Consider the following 15,519-nt stretch of genomic DNA (forward strand, 5'->3'; position numbering starts at 1 on the left):
ACGGCGGACGCGCCCCACCAGCGTCGCCAGCCGCGCACGGGCTCCGCGCGCCCGATGACCAGCGTCGCGCAGTTCAGGCGCCGCGCCTGCTCGGACAGTTGCTCCGCCACATCGGCGCCGGTGAGCACGGCCGTGGCCGCGCCCAGTTCCTCGGCCAGCTTGAGCACGGCGAGGATGCGGTCGCGCTGTGCGGCATCGAGGCGCTGCAGCCGCGGCGTCTCGACGTACGCGGCATGCCAGCGCACATTGAGCTGCCCCGCGAGCCGCGCGGCGGTGCGCACGGTCTGCGCTGCGCCCTCGTGCGGGCCGACGCAGGCCAGGATCGCACCCGAGGTGTTCCAGGCCTGCAGCGCCGCGCCGCCCTGCCCGTTGCCGCCGGGGCCCGACTGCTCGACGCGCCAGCCGCGCACGTCGTCCTCGACATGCTCGGCGGTGCGGCGCAGGGCGATCTCGCGCAGCGCGATCAGGTTGCCCTTGCGGAAGAAGTTCTGCGCGGCGCGCTCGGCCTGCTGCGGCAGGTAGACCTTGCCGGCCGCGAGCCGCGCCGTGAGTTCGTCGGGCGTGACGTCGACCAGCACCACCTCGTCGGCCTCGTCGAGCACGGTGTCGGGCACGGTCTCGTGCACGCGCACGCCGGTGATGGCGCCGACGGTGCCGTTGAGGCTTTCCAGGTGCTGCACGTTGAGCGCAGACCACACCTCGATGCCGGCGGCCAGCAGCTCCTGCACGTCCTGCCAGCGCTTGGCATGGCGCGAGCCGGGTGCGTTGGTGTGGGCCAGTTCGTCGACCAGCAGCACGGCGGGCTTGCGCGCCAGCGCGGCGTCGAGGTGGAACTCGGCGAGCGTGCGGCCGCGGTAGGGCAGCTCGCGCAGCGGCAGCGTGTCGAGCCCCGCGAGCAGCGCGGCGGTCTCGCTGCGGCCGTGCGTTTCGACCACGCCGATGAGCACGTCGCGCCCGGCCTCGCGCTCGCGTCGGGCGGCGCTGAGCATGGCCCAGGTCTTGCCCACGCCGGCACTGGCACCGAAGTAGATGCGCAGCTTGCCGCGCAGCGCGCGCGCCTCGTCGCTGCGCAGTTGCGCGAGCAGGGCGTCGGGGTCGGGGCGGGTCTCGGGCATGAGGGAGTGCAGATTAGCGCATTGGTCCGTTCTTGCGCCGCCGTTCATGCCGGCGCGCGGTGCGCGACAGCACCCACCAGGCGAAGCCCAGCGGCACGAACAGCGCCGCCATGGCCAGCAGCGCGTGCAGCAGGTCAGTGACCATGGCGCAGGCCGCAGCGCGCAAGGTGATCGCGCCAGCTCATGAGCCGGCCGATCTCACCCGAGGGCACGCATTCGATGAGGCGGTGCAGCACCTCGGCATAGCGCGCGGTCGGAAAGCGGATCATCAGGCGCACGCAGGGCGCGTCACTTTCCTGCGAGCTGCAGGCATGCAGCAGCGGCTCGCAGCGCACCACGCCGGCCTCGGCGCAGGCCGCAATGCTGCGGCGCACGCGCAGCGCGTCGGCGCAGCAGACGGTGACGTCGAGCACGTGGAACTGCGTCGTGCGCGGCGCGATCGGACTTCGCACGACGGCGACAGGATGTTCACGGTAGGCGGCATAGGCCATGGTTGTTTTCTCCTCAACGCACCGTCGAAGAAGCATCGAGCGCCAGGTTCAGCGCCAGCACGTTGACGCGCGATTCGCCCAGCACGCCCCACAACGGCGACTGGGTGTTCTTCGCGATCAACGTGTTCACCTGGTCGGGCGCCATGCCGCGTTCGCGCGCCACGCGGGCGGCCTGGTAGTGCGCGGCGGCGGGGCTGATGTCGGGGTCGAGCCCGCTGGCCGACGCCGTGACGAGGTCCACCGGCGCCGGCGCGGTGTTGCCCGGGTCGGCCGCGCGCAGCGCTTCGACGCGTGCCTTCACCGCATCGGCCAGCGCGGGGTTCAGCGGGCCCTGGTTGGAACCGCCCGAGGCGCTCGCGTTGTAGGGCTGCGGCGCGGTGGCCGACGGGCGGCCCCAGAAGTGCTTCGGGTCGCTGAAGTTCTGGCCGATGAGCGCGGAGCCCACGGGCTTGCCGTCGCGCATCACCAGGCTGCCCGCCGCCTGCGCGGGGAACAGCGCCTGCGCGGCGCCGGTGACGGCCGCCGGGTAGAGCAGGCCGGTGAATGCGCTCAGCAATGCGAAGAGCACGAGCGCGGGGCGGACGATGCCGCCGTTGTTGTTTTTCATGATGAAGAACTCCTCAGACCAGATGGACTGCGACCAGCAGCCAGTCGATCAACTTGATGCCGATGAAGGGAACGAGCAAACCGCCCAGGCCGTAGATGGCGAGGTTGCGGCGCAGCAGCGCGGCGGCGCCCACCGGCCGGTAGCGCACGCCCTTGAGCGCGAGCGGAATCAGGAACACGATGACGAGCGCGTTGAAGATCACCGCCGACAAAATGGCCGACGACGGGCTGGCCAGGCGCATCACGTTGAGCGCACCGAGCTGCGGGTAGGTCGACACGAAGATCGCCGGAATGATCGCGAAGTACTTCGCCACGTCGTTCGCGATCGAGAAGGTGGTGAGCGAGCCGCGCGTCATGAGCAGCGCCTTGCCGGTTTCCACCACCTCGAGCAGCTTGGTCGGGTTGGAGTCGAGGTCGACCATGTTGCCGGCCTCCTTCGCGGCCTGCGTGCCGCTGCCCATGGCCACGGCCACGTCGGCCTGCGCGAGCGCGGGGGCGTCGTTGGTGCCGTCGCCGGTCATCGCGACCAGCCGGCCTTCGGCCTGGTACTTTCGGATCAGCGCGAGCTTGTCTTCGGGCGTGGCCTCGGCCAGGAAGTCGTCCACGCCGGCTTCGGCCGCAATAGCGGCGGCCGTGAGCTTGTTGTCGCCCGTGATCATCACGGTCTTGATGCCCATGCGGCGCAGCTCGGCGAAGCGGTCGCGAATGCCGGTCTTGACGATGTCCTTGAGCTCGACCACGCCGAGCACGCGGTTGCCTTCGGCCACGGCCAGCGGCGTGCTGCCGCGGCGTGCCGTTTCTTCGGCGGCGCGCAACATCTCGGCCGGCATGGTGCCGCCGAACGATTCGGCATGGCGGCGCACCGCATCGACCGCGCCCTTGCGCAGCACGATGGCATCGGTGTCCAGGCTGTTGGCTGCGGCCGGCAGGTCGACACCGCTCATGCGGGTCTGCGCGGTGAACGGCACATAGCGCAGCACGTCGACAGAGGCGGCTTCCAGGCCGTCGCGGCGCGCCAGCTCGACGATGCTGCGGCCCTCGGGCGTCTCGTCGGCCAGCGAGGCGAGCATCGCGGCGCGTGCGAGGCGGCCCTTGGGCACGCCGGGCGCGGGCAGGAAGGCGCTGGCCTGGCGGTTGCCGTGCGTGATGGTGCCGGTCTTGTCGAGCAGCAACACGTCGACGTCGCCGGCCGCTTCCACCGCGCGGCCCGAGGTGGCGATCACGTTGGCCTGCATCATGCGGCTCATGCCGGCCACGCCCACGGCCGAGAGCAGGCCGCCGATGGTGGTCGGGATCAGGCACACGAGCAGCGCGACCAGCGCGGTGAGCGACACCACGGTGCCCGCACCCGCGGCCTCGACGCTGAACACCGAGAACGGCAGCAGCGTGACGGTGACCATGAGGAACACGATGGTGAGCGCGACCAGCAGGATGGTCAGCGCGATCTCGTTCGGCGTCTTGTGGCGCTTGGCCGCCTCGACCATGCCGATCATGCGGTCCAGGAACGACTCGCCCGGGTTCACCGAGATGCGCACCACCAGCCAGTCGGACAGCACGCGCGTGCCGCCGGTGACGGCCGAGAAGTCGCCGCCCGATTCGCGCACCACGGGCGCCGATTCGCCGGTGATGGCGCTTTCGTCGACCGAGGCCACGCCTTCGATCACCTCACCGTCGAGCGGGATCACGTCGCCGGCTTCGACCAGCACGACGTCGCCCTTGCGCAGGTTGGGCGCCTGCTCCGGCAGCCACGACGCACCGTGGTGCGGCTGCTGCTGGTCCTTCAGCTTCTTGGCCCAGGTGTCCTTGCGCAGGCCGCGCAGCGAGGCCGCCTGCGCCTTGCTGCGGCCTTCGGCCAATGCTTCGGCGAAGTTGGCGAACAGCACGGTGAACCACAGCCAGATGGTCACGGCCAGCACGAAGGCGGGCTGCATGCCGGTGTCGCCCGGAAAGCTCAGCGCATGCACCCAGAGCAGCGTCGTCAGGATGCTCCCGATGTAGACGATGAACATCACCGGGTTGCGCCACTGGGTGCGCGGGTTCAGCTTGGCGAAGGCGCCCCACAGCGCGGGCTTGACCAGCGCTGCGTCGAACAGCGAGAGGGAAGTTTTGGTTTTGGCAGTCATGGTGCGCTCCTTCTTATTTCCAGAGCACGAGGTGTTCGACGATCGGCCCGAGGGCCAGTGCCGGCACGTAGTTGAGCAGGCCGACCAGCAGCACGGTGCCGATCAGCAGGAAGACGAACAGCGGGCCGTGCGTGGGCAGCGTGCCGCTGGTGACGGGCAGGCGCTTCTTGGCGGCCAACGCGCCGGCAATGGCGAGCACCGGCACGATCATCGCGAAGCGCCCGAGCCACATCGCCAGGCCGAGCAGGCCGTTGTAGAACGGTGTGTTGGCCGACAGGCCCGCGAAGGCGCTGCCGTTGTTGTTGGCGGCCGAGGTCAGCGCGTACAGCACCTCCGAGAAGCCGTGCGCGCCGGGGTTGGCGATGCCGACCTTGCCCGCACCCGCGCTCACCGCCAGCGCCGTGCCCGCCAGCACCAGCACCGGCGTGACCAGGATGGCGATGGAGATCAGCTTCATCTCGCGCACCTCGATCTTCTTGCCGAGGTACTCGGGCGTGCGCCCGATCATCAGGCCCGCGATGAACACCGCGAGCATGGCGAACACCAGCATGCCGTACAGGCCGCTGCCGACGCCGCCGAAGACGACCTCGCCCAGCTGCATCAGCACCATGGGCACCATGCCGCCGATGGGCGTGAGCGAGTCGTGCATGGCGTTCACTGCGCCGCACGAGGCGGCGGTGGTCACGGCGGCGAAGAGGGCCGAGGCATCGATGCCGAAGCGCACTTCCTTGCCTTCCATGTTGCCGCCGCTTTGCAGCGCGCTGGCCACCTGGTCCACGCCCAGCGGGCCCAGCAGCGGGTTGCCGGCCTGCTCGGCGGGCGTGACGGCCAGCACCGCCACCACGAACAGCACCGTCATCGCCGCGAGCACGGCCCAGCCCTGGCGCAGGTCGCCGACCACGCGGCCGAAGGCGAAGCACAGCGCCGCCGGGATCAGGAAGATCGCCAGCATCTCCAGCAGGTTGCTGAACGCGGTCGGGTTCTCGTAGGGATGCGCCGAGTTGGCGTTGAAGAAACCGCCGCCGTTGGTGCCGAGCATCTTGATCGCTTCCTGCGAAGCGACCGGGCCCATGGCGAGCGTCTGCGTTTGGGTGGTGGCGTCTTCCATCACGGGCGCGCCCTTGTCGTCCTTCAGCGGCTGGCCGTCGGGGCCGTTCTTCGGTTGCTGGAAGGCCGTGGCTTCGATCGTCTGCACGCTCTTGTAGGCGTCGAAGTTCTGGATCACACCCTGCCCTGCCAGGCACAGCGCGAGCACGAACGAGATCGGCAGCAGCACCCACAGCGTGACGCGCGTCACGTCGGCCCAGAAGTTGCCGACCAGGCCCTTGCCGTCACCTCGGCGCGCAAAGCCGCGCACCAGCGCGAAGGCGACCGCGATGCCGGTGGCGGCGGACAGGAAGTTCTGCACCGCCAGCCCGAGCATCTGCGTGAGGTAGCTCATGGTCGACTCGCCGGCGTAGCCCTGCCAGTTGGTGTTGGCGACGAAGCTCACCGCCGTGTTGAAGGCCGAGTCGGGCGACACCGCGCCCATGCCGGCCGGATTGAACGGCAGCCCGCCCTGCAGGCGTTGCAGGGCATAGAGAAAGATCGCGCCGATGGCGTTGAACGCGAGCAGCGCCAGCGCATAGCGCAACCAGTGCATCGACTGCTCGGGCTGCGTGCCCGCAAGCCGGTACAGCGGCGCTTCGACGCGCTGCATCCAGCGCGGCACGCGCTCGGCGCACAGCGCGGCCAGCAGCTTGCCCAGCGGCCAGGCCAGCACCAGCAGGGCGCCGAGGAAAAGGGCCAGCAAGACCCAGGCCGAGGTTTCCATGTCAGAACTCCTCGGCGCAGATCAGCGCGAACACCAGGTACGCGAACAGGACCACGGCGACCAGCGCGCCGAAGCCGTACAGGACTTCGAGGCCGATCACGATGCATCCCCCGGCGTGCGTGTCGTCTCAACGCCCGCGTGCGGCTTCTGCGGCCCTTCGAGCCGGTTCAGCCCGACGACCATGGCCGCCACCACGACCCACAGCGCCAGCAAGGCGCCCATCCAGACGATGTCCATTCATCACTCCTGCAAACAAGATGAAAGGAGTCTCGGCAGGCGTGCGTAAAACCGGGGGAAAGAGTGAGTGGGGGGCCGTAAAGAAAGCGTAAAAACGCGGGCAACGCAGAGGATGAGGCCCGCCTGGTGCGTCGCGTCGAATGTCTCGGCGAGCTCCAGCAAGGGAGCCGGGGCCATTCAAACAGCCGAGGCTGTTGCCGATGGCGCGGCCCTGTCAGTCCACCTGCCGGGGATACCCGATCTCGGCGATGTCATTTTCGAGCGACGCCATGTCGAGGTCGGGATTGAATCGCCGGACGAGCGCGTCGCTGAGCGGTTGGTGCCGATAGATCGCCTCGACATCGCCCAGGTCGAGGTCGCGTTCGTAGTAGTCGGTCGCGAATTCGACGTACTGCGCGGGCCGCCCGGCGAGGATGCCAAGCAACTCGGCGGAGCCATCCGGATCCTCCCCCGGCGGAAGCTCGACCGGTCCGCAAGTCCAGCGTTCTTCATGGCTCAGGCGCCAGAGACAGAAGGTGCTGTCGCTGGTCGTGAACGCCGGCTCTTCCAGCAGGTTGGCGCGGAACTCCGCCGGCAGCCGTTCGAAGATTCCGGGCCATGGCGTCCCCGGCCGGAATGCCGGAGCCTCGTGCGCAAGCCCGTGGAGCGCGACGCCGGCCTGGCAGAAGATGGCAAACCAATGATCGCCCGAACCATTGCGCATCGATGCCATCGCCGCCTCATCCGACCACGCGGCGTTGAACGAGTAGTACCGGTACTCCCACTCCGGCGAGAGCATGGCGTCGAGCATTGCAAGAGACTGGGTCAGTCGCTTCAACGTCGGAATGTCTGGAAGCGCCTTCAGGTTTCTCGTCGAGAGGGTCATGCGGGGGCGAAGTTGGTGGGGATGAACGCGCATGCTATCTGCCGATCGGGTCGGGTGCATGTCTGCCAAGACAGGGCGATCGGTGGCGCCTGTCAGGTTGTTTGCCGCCGCCAGGTGGAATCGACAACAATCTCTGAAAACGAGAGCGCAGGAAGCCAGCGCAAACCAAAGAGGGTGCGGACCGAAAGAGCGATCGATCGGGCCCGCAAAAAAGTGAAATCCACTGAGAGGAAGAGATGAAACTGAAGCGTGTCTTTCAGGCGGCTGCGGCCGGCCTTGCGTCCCTGGTGATCGCCGCTTGTGGCGGCGGAGGAGGTGGTGGAGGAGGAGGCGGTGGTGGCGGTTTTCCGATCGGCATCGCGCCCGTCGCCCCCCCTGTGAACTATGTCAACGGCCTGTCCATCCGCATCAACCAGCCGGCCAGCATCGACAAGACGGTCTACGAAGGGCAGATGATCCCGAGCGTCCTGGTGTCGGGCACGCTGTCGGGCGACGTGAATCTGCTGAGCGGCAAGGTGCTGGTGCTCCTTGTCGTGATGCCCGATCCGCTGTTCGAAGAGAAGCCCGCCATCGCCATCAATGCCGCGGCACAGTCGGCTTCGCTGAACATGACCGGCAAGATCGCACCCGACGGCCCCAAGACCTACAAGGGCAACATGACGATCAAGGCCTGCCTGGACACGGCATGCCAGTCGGAAATCCGGGTCGAGAATCCGCAGATTCCGTATGCGATCACCGTCAAGACCGGACTGGTCCTGGGCAGCAAGAACGTCGACTTCGTCACCCCCTTCGGCGCCGCCGTGGCGCCTGTGACGGTTCCGGTCACGCTGCCCGAGGGCGCCGCCTCATGGGCCGTCGCGCCGGCGATCGGATCGACCGATACCTTCAAGGTCGAGAAGGCGGGCGACGGCTCCCCGAACCTCGTGGTCTCGCTGCCGGCGCTGCTGCCGAGCGCCTCGTCGTACAAGGCCAGCTTCAGCGTGAGCGCCATCACCTCGGACGGGCAGAAACTGTCCAGGCTGCTGGAGGTGAGCGTGCTGACCAACCCCTCCAGCGCGCCCTACGTCCTGGCCAAACCGGAGGCGCACTTCGTGGTCAAGGAAGGAACGCCCACCCTGGCGCCCGCACAGGACAACGCGGTCTTCTTCCCGGGCAACACCAGCGACAAGATGCGCTACATGGGCATGGTGATGAACACACCGCCCGGCGTGGACACCAGCATGTACCCAGGGCCGAACCTGTGGCTCTATGACTACTTCTACAACGAAGCGGGCTTGCCCAGGTACGCGACGAAGAGCTACAGCTGGAGTACGCAGGTGCAGGCCTGCTACAACGACCGATGCCTGCCGCCCGGACGCTACAGCGCACAGGTTCAGTTCCGCTACACGCCGGACGGAGGCCCTGTCTATGACATCTACTACCCGGTGGTCATGGACGTGATGCCCCGATGATTCCGGGCGAGCGACAGGCTCAGTGCGCCATCCACCGCCCGTCATCACGCCGGCTGAGGAAGTAGCCGGCGCGGCCGACGCCCGGGTCGTCGATTGATTTCTCGTTGACGATGTCCATCTCGGCGCGCGCGATCAACCAGGTGCCGCCCTGCTTGCCGTTGGACCATTGGAAGCGGTGGAAGCGCGCGTCGGAGCCGATGTAGAAGGTGTGCTGCAGCGGCGACGCGCCGTAGTTGCGGAACGCGGAGACGGGAATCTGCTGCGTCTCGCGGGCGCTGCCGCATCCCGCCAACCCCGTCGCAACGAGAAGCGCCGCGACCGCCAGGGCCGCGACGCTGCCGCGCGAAAGAACCCGCGCGGTGCCCATGGCCCGGGTCAGCGGCCGAAGCCGCGGTTGTACGAACCCACGGCGGAGTTGTAGTAGCTCACGATGTTCTTGTACGTCGACGGGAACTTGCTGTCCTTGAACGTGCGCCATTGGCCGATCATGTTCAGCAGGCTGCCGTGCAGCGACTCGTAGTTGTAGTTGGGCGCCTTGCCTGCTTCCCCCTTGGCCTTGGCTGCGGCCTTGGCTTCTTCCAGCGCCTTGGAGAGTTCTTCCAGCGAGGCCTGCAACTCGCTGGCCGCCGCATCGACCTTGGCGACGGCGTCCTTGTTCTTCAGGCCGTCGATCTGGTCGAGGCCGTTGACGAACTTCTTGGCCACCGCCATCGAGGCCAGCGTGTGGTAGTTGAGCATGTCGCCCTCGGCCTTGAGCTTGGCCATGCGTTCGGTGCGCAACGCCTCCTGCACGCGGTCCAGCTCGCCGCCCAGCGTGTCGATGCTGGCCAGCAGGCCCTTGAAGGCGGCGTTCATGTCGGCGTCGGCCGCGCGGCCCTTGACCCACTTGTCTTCGAGAAAGCTCTTGGACCGGTAGTACGGGTCCATCGGCGTCCAGACGGCGACGAGCTTCTCGCCCGTGGTCACCACGCCGTCGACGGCCGCGTCGAGCGCCGCGTCGCCCGAACCGTCGGCGCGTGCCTTCTTCAGGTCGTCCACGATGGACTGCACATCGGAAGGGCTGCCATAGAACGAGTTCCCGCTCGGCGACTTGCCGTTCACGTTCATCTGCACGTAGCTCTTGTACTTGGCACCCACGCTGCGGTTGTCGTCGATGAGCCGGTTGTAGCCCTGGCTGTAGGTGGTGCGGGCCGCGGCCTGCACGCGGGCCGGGTCCTTGGCGGGCTGGGTCTTGCCCGATGCGGACGGCGATGGCGAGGCTGCCGCCGGCGTCGGCTTGTTGTCTTCCTTGCAGGCCGCGAGCACGGCGCAGAAGCAAAGGCTCAAGGCAAACAGGCGCGTGCGCGCCGATCGGTTGTTGTGCGCAGTCATGGCGCTCTCCCTCGGTTGTGGTTGTTCGGTGCCGCGCCCGTCGATGAAGGCCATCGTTCGCAGCGGCATCAGGTGCGGAAAATGATAGCCAGCGCCACCGAGCCCGATCGTCGCGAACGCGCGAAAAAAGCCCCGCGCACCGAACTAAATTGTGAGGATTCGCTTCAAGGCGTGCCCTGGAAAGTCAGAGCGTGCGTTCGAGCTGCCAGGCTTGGTACTTCAGGCTTACCACCGCACCGATCACGATGCCCGCGATGGCCGGCAGGCTCGCGATGCTCAGTGTCGACAACGCGCTCAGGCCCTGCCCGATGGTGCAGCCCATGGCCGTGACGCCGCCGATGCCCATGAGCACCGCACCCGTCGCGTGGTGCGCGAGGTCGCCGGTGCCGGCGAAGCCTTCCCAGCGGAATTCGCGCGACCACAGCGCATGCAGCGCCGCGCCCGCCACCACGCCGGCCACCGACACGATGCCCAGCGTGAGGCGCTTGTTGGCATCGCTGTAGAACATGAGCCAGTCGAGCGCATAGGCCACTGGCGTGACGAAGCTCAGCGCCTCGGCGCGGCCGGAGTTGGTGGCGAGGAACACGTGCTCGAGCGTGAGCGGATGCTCCTCGACCACCGCCCAGTGGCCGCTGAGCCACCACGCACCGACGACCAGTGCGCCGATCAGCATGCCGCCGACGAGACTGCGCACGTCGCGCGTCTCGCGGCCCCATGCGGCCCACACGAGCAACGTGCCGCCGAGCACGAGGCCGAGCGCGAGGCGCAGCGATGCTGCGTTGAGTTGGAAAGACGCGGCCAGCACATCGGGCAGCGACGCATTCATCGCCAGGTCGATGTGCACCGCATCGACGGTCGCGACGCGCAGCACCGCGGTGATGCCTTTCAGCGTGGCGAAGGCCGACACGCCCATGAGCACCAGCACCACCAGCGCCTTGAGGTTGCCGCCGCCCAGACGCACCAGCGTCTTGTTGCCGCAGCCCGAAGACAGCACCATGCCGACGCCGAACAGCAGGCCGCCGACGAGCGCGGCGAGCCAGAGGATCTGGTGCGAGGCGTAGAGCGTGCGGTCGGCATCGACGAGCCCCGCGAACACGAGCGCCGAGAAGCCGATGAGCGCCACGCCGCCGGCCGCGGCCCACTGCTTCACGCGGGTCCAGTCGCCCAGTGCCACCACGTCGCTGATCGCGCCCATGGTGCAAAAGCGCGTGGCGCGCGCGACGGCGCCGAACACCGCCGACAGCACGAAGGCCGCCACGAGCGCGAGCGTGGTGAGAAGGGAAAGCTGCGCGATGGACATGCCCCGATTCTAGGGAGCGACCCCGCGCGTGCGGGGCCCCATTCAGCCCAGGCCGGGGTTCGGCGCGATGTTCTTCAGCACGGGTTCGTCGAGCCGGCGCGTGGTCACCACCTTGCGCGACTTCAGCCACGGCTCGACGACTTCCCACACCGGCTTGTTGCCAGCGGTGCGCGCCTCTTCGCTCACGGGCGCCCAGCCCGCGACCTTGTAGCTGCGGCTGGCGTCGATGGGCTTGCCGCCCAGGCGCATGTCCTGGATGCGCTGGCCCATCGCGGCGGTCGGGTCGCAGGTGTACTGCAGCCCGCCCACGCGCACCATGTCGCCGCCCTGCTGGTAGTAGGGGTCGGGGTTGAAGAGGTTGTCGCACACGTCTTCGAGCACGGTCTTGAGCGTCTCGCCGGTCATCTGCGTGACGGTGGCGTACGAGTATGTGGTGGCCGTCATGTCCATCAGCCACTCGCGCGTGATCGCCTGGCCGGGCAGCAGCGAGGTGCCCCAGCGGAAGCCGGGCGAGAAGGCGATGGGTGCGTCCTGCACGTCCATGAGCGCGTCGAGCAGCAGCTGGTCGCCGGTGCCGTTGAAGTTGCCGCGCCGGTACAGCGCGCCGTCGGTGTGCGCGAGGGTTTCGGACAGCTTGGCCTCGTAGGGCGCGCGCACGCGGGTGATGAGCGCGTCCATCTCCTTGTCGGCGGGGATCAGGTCGGAGAACACGGGCAGCAGGCGGTAGCGGAAGTCGCTCACCTTCTTGCCCTTGACGTCGAAGTCGATCACGCCGAGGAACTTGCCGTTGGAGCCGCCGTTGACCACGATGGTCTTGCCGCCCGCGTTGCTCACGAGCGTGGGCATGGGCGTGCCGTCGTGCGTGTGGCCGCCGAGGATGGCGTCGATGCCGGTGACGCGGCTGGCCATCTTCAGGTCGACGTCCATGCCGTTGTGCGACAGCACCACCACCACCTGCGCGCCCTTGCCGCGCGCCTCGTTCACCACGCGCTGCAGGTTGTCATCCTGGATGCCGAAGGTCCAGTCGGCCACCATGTAGCGCGGGTTGGCGATGGGCGTGTACGGAAAGGCCTGGCCGATGATGGCGCAGGGCACGCCGTTGATCTCGCGCATCACGTAAGGCTTGAACACCGGGTCGCCGAAGTCGGCGGTCTTGACGTTCTGCGCGACGAACTCGACCTTGCCCGCAAAGTCTTTCTCGATGATCTGCTGCACCCGCGCCATGCCGTAGGTGAACTCCCAGTGGCCGGTCATCACGTCGACGCCGAGCAGCTTGCAGGCATCGACCATGTCCTGCGCATCGGTCCACAGCGACGTGGCCGAGCCCTGCCAGGTGTCGCCGCCGTCGAGCAGCAGCGCGCCGGGGCGGCTGGCCTTGAGCTGCTTGACCAGCGTGGCCAGGTGCGCGAAACCGCCGACCTTGCCGTAGCGCTGCGCGGCCTTGTCGAAGTCGAGGTACGTGAGCGCATGCGCCATGCGCGTGCCGGGCTTCACGCCGGCGGCTTTCAGCAGATGCTCCCCCACGAGGTGCGGCACCTTGCCGCGCATGTGGCCCACGCCGATGTTGACGCCCGGTTCGCGGAAGTACAGCGGCTTGAGCTGCGCGTGGCAGTCGGTCATGTGCAGCATCGACACGTTGCCGAAGGCCGGCACGGTGTACATGCCGTCGAGGCCGGCGGCCACGCTGCTGCCGTGGCGGCCCAGGCCCAGGCCGGCGACAGCGCCGGCACCGAGCATCTGGACGAACTCGCGCTTGGAAAGGTTCATGAAGGAAGAAGCCGGGCGTTCAGCGGTTGACGGGAGACTGGGGGTCGAGCAGCAAGCCCATCACGTCGCGGATCTGCTTCTCGTTGAGGATGCCGGAATGGCCGACGCGCGGCATGTTCGAGCAGGCGTTGTAGGCGCGCGCGTTCCACAGCTTGCCCCAGGTGTATTCGACGATGGGCTTGGACGCAGCGCTGGCCGGGTCGCTCACGCCGCGCAGCTTGCCGTAGTGGTACAGGCTCGGGCCGAGCGTGCCGAAGGAGATTTCTTCCTTCGACATCTGGTGGCAGTTGTAGCAATTGCCGCCGTTGGCCGCATTCGCGGCGTCGGTCCAGGTGAGGCCGCGGCCGTTCTGCGCGATCTTCTCGCCCTCGCGCCAGTCGCCGACGAACTTGCCGTCGGAGGGCCAGCGCACGGTCTTCATGTTGGCGGCCTCGATCTCCTTGGTGCGTTGGTCGTCCAGCGGCTTGCCGCTGGCCTCGGCTTCGCTGCACGCGAGGTTGGCCGGGTCTTGCACGAGGCGGTCGACCTTGGCGATGCCCTGGTCGCGGAAGGAGCGCTGCAGCGCGTCGGCGGTGAGCTTGTCGAGCTCGGCGGCGCTGTCGACAGACGCGCAGCCGAACACGGTGAGCGCGCAGGCCACGGCGGCCAGGCCGAAGAAATGATCGGATTTCATGGCGTGGCTCCTTCAGCGCTTGATGGCGGGCGCGGTGGTCTTGCCGCCCTTGCCGTTGACGCCCATGTACACGGCCAGCGCCACGGTCACGTCGCTGGCGTAGCCCGGGTACGGAAAGCGCTGCTGGCGGAAGCAGTCGTTGAGCCGGCGCTGCATGCCCCACAGCTCGCCCGACGACACGCGGTACGCCGGCCAGGCACCGAAGCCTTCACCGGCGCCGGGGTTCTTCGTGAGGTTGGGCAGGTCCTGCAGGCGGATGCGCTTGCCGTCGGCGCCGTGGCAGGTGGCGCAGGCAAAGTCGTGCGGGCCGGCGCGCAGGAAGAACAGGCGCTTGCCCACTTCGTACGCACGGCGTTCGCTCGCGTGCGACTGCGGCAGGTTCAGCGGCAGGCCTTTCGACTCGGCCGAGATCCATGCCACCAGCCCCTCGAGGTTCTTCTGCTCGCCCTGTCCGAACGGCGTCTTCGCGATGGCGGCGGCGTCGAAGCCCTGCAAGGTCTCCATGCAGGTGAGCAGGCGCGACTCCATGTCCTGCACGCGGCCGGTGTCGGGAAAGTAGCGCGGCAGTTCGGCGAACGCGCCCTTCACCACGCCCGGGCCCTTGCCGAGGTCGCACTTCTCCATCGACGCGGCCTTGGGCCCGCGCTTCTGTTTCCAGAGGTCTTCGCCCTTGGCCTCGAACAGTTCGGCGGGGTTGCCGTCCTGCAGCAGCGCGCGGTACTCGGCGATGCCCTCGGCCGTGGTCTTCTGCGCCGCGGCGGGCAGTGCGATGCTGCCGGCCAGCACCAGCAGGCTCAGGCATGTGGTTGTCCTCATGGGGCCGCCTTTTTTTCTCGTGGGGAACACAACAACACGCGAGCGAGCGCCCGCGTGGGCGAAGAAAGCGTCAGCTGACGGTGGCTTCGTCGGTGCGGGTGTCGCCGCGGTTGTCCTTCCAGGTCACGGCGATCTTGTCGCCGGCCTTCGCGCCCTTCAGCGTGAACTGCATGAAGGGGTTCTTCGACACCGCCGGGCCCCAGTCGGCCGTGAGCACGGTCTTGCCGTTGAGCGAGGCCGTGACCTCCTGGATGAACCAGGCGGGGATGGTCTTGCCGGCGGCGTCCTTGCGCTGGCCAGTTTCCATTTCGTGCGCCATGAGGATGCGCACGGTCGTCTTGTCGCCCGCGGCCTGGGCGCGGATGCGCATGGGATCTGCCATGGTGGTCTCCTTCTTCTCGTCGTGTTCTGTGTGTGAAGCCCGTCGCTCAGCCGCCGCAGCCGCCGAGCGTGACCTTGACTTCCTTCTTGGCAAAGAGCGCCTTGCCGTCGTTCATGACCGCGATCGCGTACACGTCGGACGACTGGCCCAGCTTGGCGCGCGTGGTGAAGTTCGACTCGACGAACTCCGAGGTGTTGAAGATCGCAACCACGGCGTTCGGGTTCTTCTCGACCAGCAGCATGAGCTGCTTCACGCCGGGCAAGGCGGTGGCCACGCTGAGCGGCACCACGGCGCCGTTCTCGGCGATGTCGGGGCCGGTGATGGTGACGTCCTTGCTCTCGGTGGGCGCGCCGGTGACGCCGACGGCCTTGAGCGCGTCGGCCACGCTCTTGGCGTCGAAGGCGTCTTTGGAGTACGCGAGGGCGGTGGCGGGAAGCCAGCCGGCGGTGGCCGCCAGGCCTGCGAGGGCGGCGGACTGCGTGAGCATCTGTCTGCGGTTTTTCATGGGG

Annotated in this window: 18 protein-coding genes; 1 reads left to right on the forward strand and 17 read right to left on the reverse strand. The window is 68.1% G+C overall.

Annotated features, from left to right (window positions below; all coding sequences use genetic code 11):
- From VBO01S_RS10725 to VBO01S_RS10755, 9 genes are all read right to left on the reverse strand, one after another.
- A partial coding sequence (locus VBO01S_RS10725) for a KdpD family sensor histidine kinase (RefSeq protein WP_502688667.1) occupies positions 1-1,115 on the reverse strand: 1,115 nt, incomplete at its 3' end.
- 13 nt (positions 1,116-1,128) lie between these two features.
- On the reverse strand, positions 1,129-1,260 hold the full coding sequence (locus VBO01S_RS33220; protein ID WP_255221096.1) for a hypothetical protein: 132 nt from the start codon (positions 1,258-1,260) through the stop codon (positions 1,129-1,131).
- Positions 1,250-1,606, reverse strand: a complete 357-nt coding sequence (locus VBO01S_RS10730; RefSeq protein ID WP_062473825.1) for a hypothetical protein — start codon at positions 1,604-1,606, stop codon at positions 1,250-1,252. The genes VBO01S_RS33220 and VBO01S_RS10730 overlap by 11 nt, the downstream gene beginning before the upstream one ends.
- A gap of 13 nt (positions 1,607-1,619) precedes the next feature.
- Entirely contained in the window at positions 1,620-2,213 is a 594-nt protein-coding gene (gene kdpC, locus VBO01S_RS10735) for a potassium-transporting ATPase subunit KdpC (RefSeq protein WP_062473827.1), read from the reverse strand.
- A 13-nt stretch (positions 2,214-2,226) separates the two neighbouring features.
- Positions 2,227-4,335, reverse strand: coding sequence for a potassium-transporting ATPase subunit KdpB (gene kdpB, locus VBO01S_RS10740; RefSeq protein ID WP_062473828.1), 2,109 nt, complete (start codon positions 4,333-4,335; stop codon positions 2,227-2,229).
- Between the two features lie 13 nt (positions 4,336-4,348).
- Complete coding sequence (gene kdpA, locus VBO01S_RS10745) at positions 4,349-6,148, reverse strand: potassium-transporting ATPase subunit KdpA (RefSeq protein WP_062473831.1); 1,800 nt, start codon at positions 6,146-6,148, stop codon at positions 4,349-4,351.
- A 1-nt stretch (position 6,149) separates the two neighbouring features.
- Positions 6,150-6,248 carry a K(+)-transporting ATPase subunit F gene (gene kdpF, locus VBO01S_RS10750; protein WP_056576794.1) on the reverse strand — a complete coding sequence of 33 codons (99 nt, stop codon included), beginning with the start codon at positions 6,246-6,248 and terminating at the stop codon, positions 6,150-6,152.
- On the reverse strand, positions 6,245-6,385 hold the full coding sequence (locus VBO01S_RS32645; protein ID WP_169805043.1) for a hypothetical protein: 141 nt from the start codon (positions 6,383-6,385) through the stop codon (positions 6,245-6,247). Before VBO01S_RS32645 ends, kdpF begins: the two co-directional genes overlap by 4 nt.
- A 214-nt stretch (positions 6,386-6,599) precedes the next feature.
- Positions 6,600-7,250, reverse strand: coding sequence for a hypothetical protein (locus tag VBO01S_RS10755; protein ID WP_062473833.1), 651 nt, complete (start codon positions 7,248-7,250; stop codon positions 6,600-6,602).
- Positions 7,251-7,627: 377 nt separating this feature from the next.
- Between VBO01S_RS10755 and VBO01S_RS10760 the strand changes: the two genes are divergently transcribed.
- Positions 7,628-8,701: a hypothetical protein gene (locus VBO01S_RS10760; RefSeq protein WP_062473836.1), complete on the forward strand. Its 1,074-nt coding sequence runs from the start codon at positions 7,628-7,630 to the stop codon at positions 8,699-8,701.
- 19 nt (positions 8,702-8,720) lie between these two features.
- On the opposite strand, the gene VBO01S_RS10765 is transcribed toward VBO01S_RS10760, so the two are convergent.
- The 8 genes from VBO01S_RS10765 to soxY all read right to left on the reverse strand — a co-directional run bounded on the left by VBO01S_RS10765 (position 8,721) and on the right by soxY (position 15,515).
- Entirely contained in the window at positions 8,721-9,068 is a 348-nt protein-coding gene (locus VBO01S_RS10765) for a hypothetical protein (RefSeq protein ID WP_062473838.1), read from the reverse strand.
- An 8-nt stretch (positions 9,069-9,076) separates the two neighbouring features.
- Positions 9,077-10,072, reverse strand: coding sequence for a DUF3829 domain-containing protein (locus VBO01S_RS10770; RefSeq protein ID WP_062473840.1), 996 nt, complete (start codon positions 10,070-10,072; stop codon positions 9,077-9,079).
- A gap of 184 nt (positions 10,073-10,256) precedes the next feature.
- A complete protein-coding gene (locus tag VBO01S_RS10775) occupies positions 10,257-11,372 on the reverse strand; it encodes a YeeE/YedE family protein (protein ID WP_062473842.1) in 1,116 nt (371 codons plus the stop codon).
- A 42-nt stretch (positions 11,373-11,414) separates the two neighbouring features.
- Positions 11,415-13,139: a thiosulfohydrolase SoxB gene (soxB, locus tag VBO01S_RS10780; RefSeq protein ID WP_062473844.1), complete on the reverse strand. Its 1,725-nt coding sequence runs from the start codon at positions 13,137-13,139 to the stop codon at positions 11,415-11,417.
- Between the two features lie 19 nt (positions 13,140-13,158).
- Positions 13,159-13,812, reverse strand: coding sequence for a sulfur oxidation c-type cytochrome SoxX (gene soxX / locus VBO01S_RS10785; RefSeq protein ID WP_062473846.1), 654 nt, complete (start codon positions 13,810-13,812; stop codon positions 13,159-13,161).
- Between the two features lie 12 nt (positions 13,813-13,824).
- Positions 13,825-14,628, reverse strand: coding sequence for a sulfur oxidation c-type cytochrome SoxA (gene soxA, locus VBO01S_RS10790; protein WP_062473848.1), 804 nt, complete (start codon positions 14,626-14,628; stop codon positions 13,825-13,827).
- 70 nt (positions 14,629-14,698) lie between these two features.
- Complete coding sequence (gene soxZ / locus VBO01S_RS10795) at positions 14,699-15,010, reverse strand: thiosulfate oxidation carrier complex protein SoxZ (protein WP_172438442.1); 312 nt, start codon at positions 15,008-15,010, stop codon at positions 14,699-14,701.
- A 46-nt stretch (positions 15,011-15,056) separates the two neighbouring features.
- Positions 15,057-15,515, reverse strand: coding sequence for a thiosulfate oxidation carrier protein SoxY (gene soxY / locus VBO01S_RS10800; protein ID WP_056576806.1), 459 nt, complete (start codon positions 15,513-15,515; stop codon positions 15,057-15,059).
- Between the last annotated feature and the right edge of the window lie 4 nt (positions 15,516-15,519).

The organism is Variovorax boronicumulans NBRC 103145 (assembly GCF_001591345.1).
Lineage (GTDB): Bacteria > Pseudomonadota > Gammaproteobacteria > Burkholderiales > Burkholderiaceae_C > Variovorax > Variovorax boronicumulans.

Coding starts and splice junctions, on each gene's coding strand:
- kdpB (WP_062473828.1), bottom strand. CDS start 4,335: ATGACTGCCAAAACCAAAACTTCCCTCTCGCTGTTCGACGCAGCGCTG.
- VBO01S_RS10730 (WP_062473825.1), bottom strand. CDS start 1,606: ATGGCCTATGCCGCCTACCGTGAACATCCTGTCGCCGTCGTGCGAAGT.
- soxY (WP_056576806.1), bottom strand. CDS start 15,515: ATGAAAAACCGCAGACAGATGCTCACGCAGTCCGCCGCCCTCGCAGGC.
- VBO01S_RS10770 (WP_062473840.1), bottom strand. CDS start 10,072: ATGACTGCGCACAACAACCGATCGGCGCGCACGCGCCTGTTTGCCTTG.
- soxX (WP_062473846.1), bottom strand. CDS start 13,812: ATGAAATCCGATCATTTCTTCGGCCTGGCCGCCGTGGCCTGCGCGCTC.
- kdpC (WP_062473827.1), bottom strand. CDS start 2,213: ATGAAAAACAACAACGGCGGCATCGTCCGCCCCGCGCTCGTGCTCTTC.
- VBO01S_RS10765 (WP_062473838.1), bottom strand. CDS start 9,068: ATGGGCACCGCGCGGGTTCTTTCGCGCGGCAGCGTCGCGGCCCTGGCG.
- VBO01S_RS10775 (WP_062473842.1), bottom strand. CDS start 11,372: ATGTCCATCGCGCAGCTTTCCCTTCTCACCACGCTCGCGCTCGTGGCG.
- soxB (WP_062473844.1), bottom strand. CDS start 13,139: ATGAACCTTTCCAAGCGCGAGTTCGTCCAGATGCTCGGTGCCGGCGCT.
- VBO01S_RS33220 (WP_255221096.1), bottom strand. CDS start 1,260: ATGGTCACTGACCTGCTGCACGCGCTGCTGGCCATGGCGGCGCTGTTC.
- soxZ (WP_172438442.1), bottom strand. CDS start 15,010: ATGGCAGATCCCATGCGCATCCGCGCCCAGGCCGCGGGCGACAAGACG.
- soxA (WP_062473848.1), bottom strand. CDS start 14,628: ATGAGGACAACCACATGCCTGAGCCTGCTGGTGCTGGCCGGCAGCATC.
- VBO01S_RS32645 (WP_169805043.1), bottom strand. CDS start 6,385: ATGGACATCGTCTGGATGGGCGCCTTGCTGGCGCTGTGGGTCGTGGTG.
- kdpA (WP_062473831.1), bottom strand. CDS start 6,148: ATGGAAACCTCGGCCTGGGTCTTGCTGGCCCTTTTCCTCGGCGCCCTG.
- VBO01S_RS10755 (WP_062473833.1), bottom strand. CDS start 7,250: ATGACCCTCTCGACGAGAAACCTGAAGGCGCTTCCAGACATTCCGACG.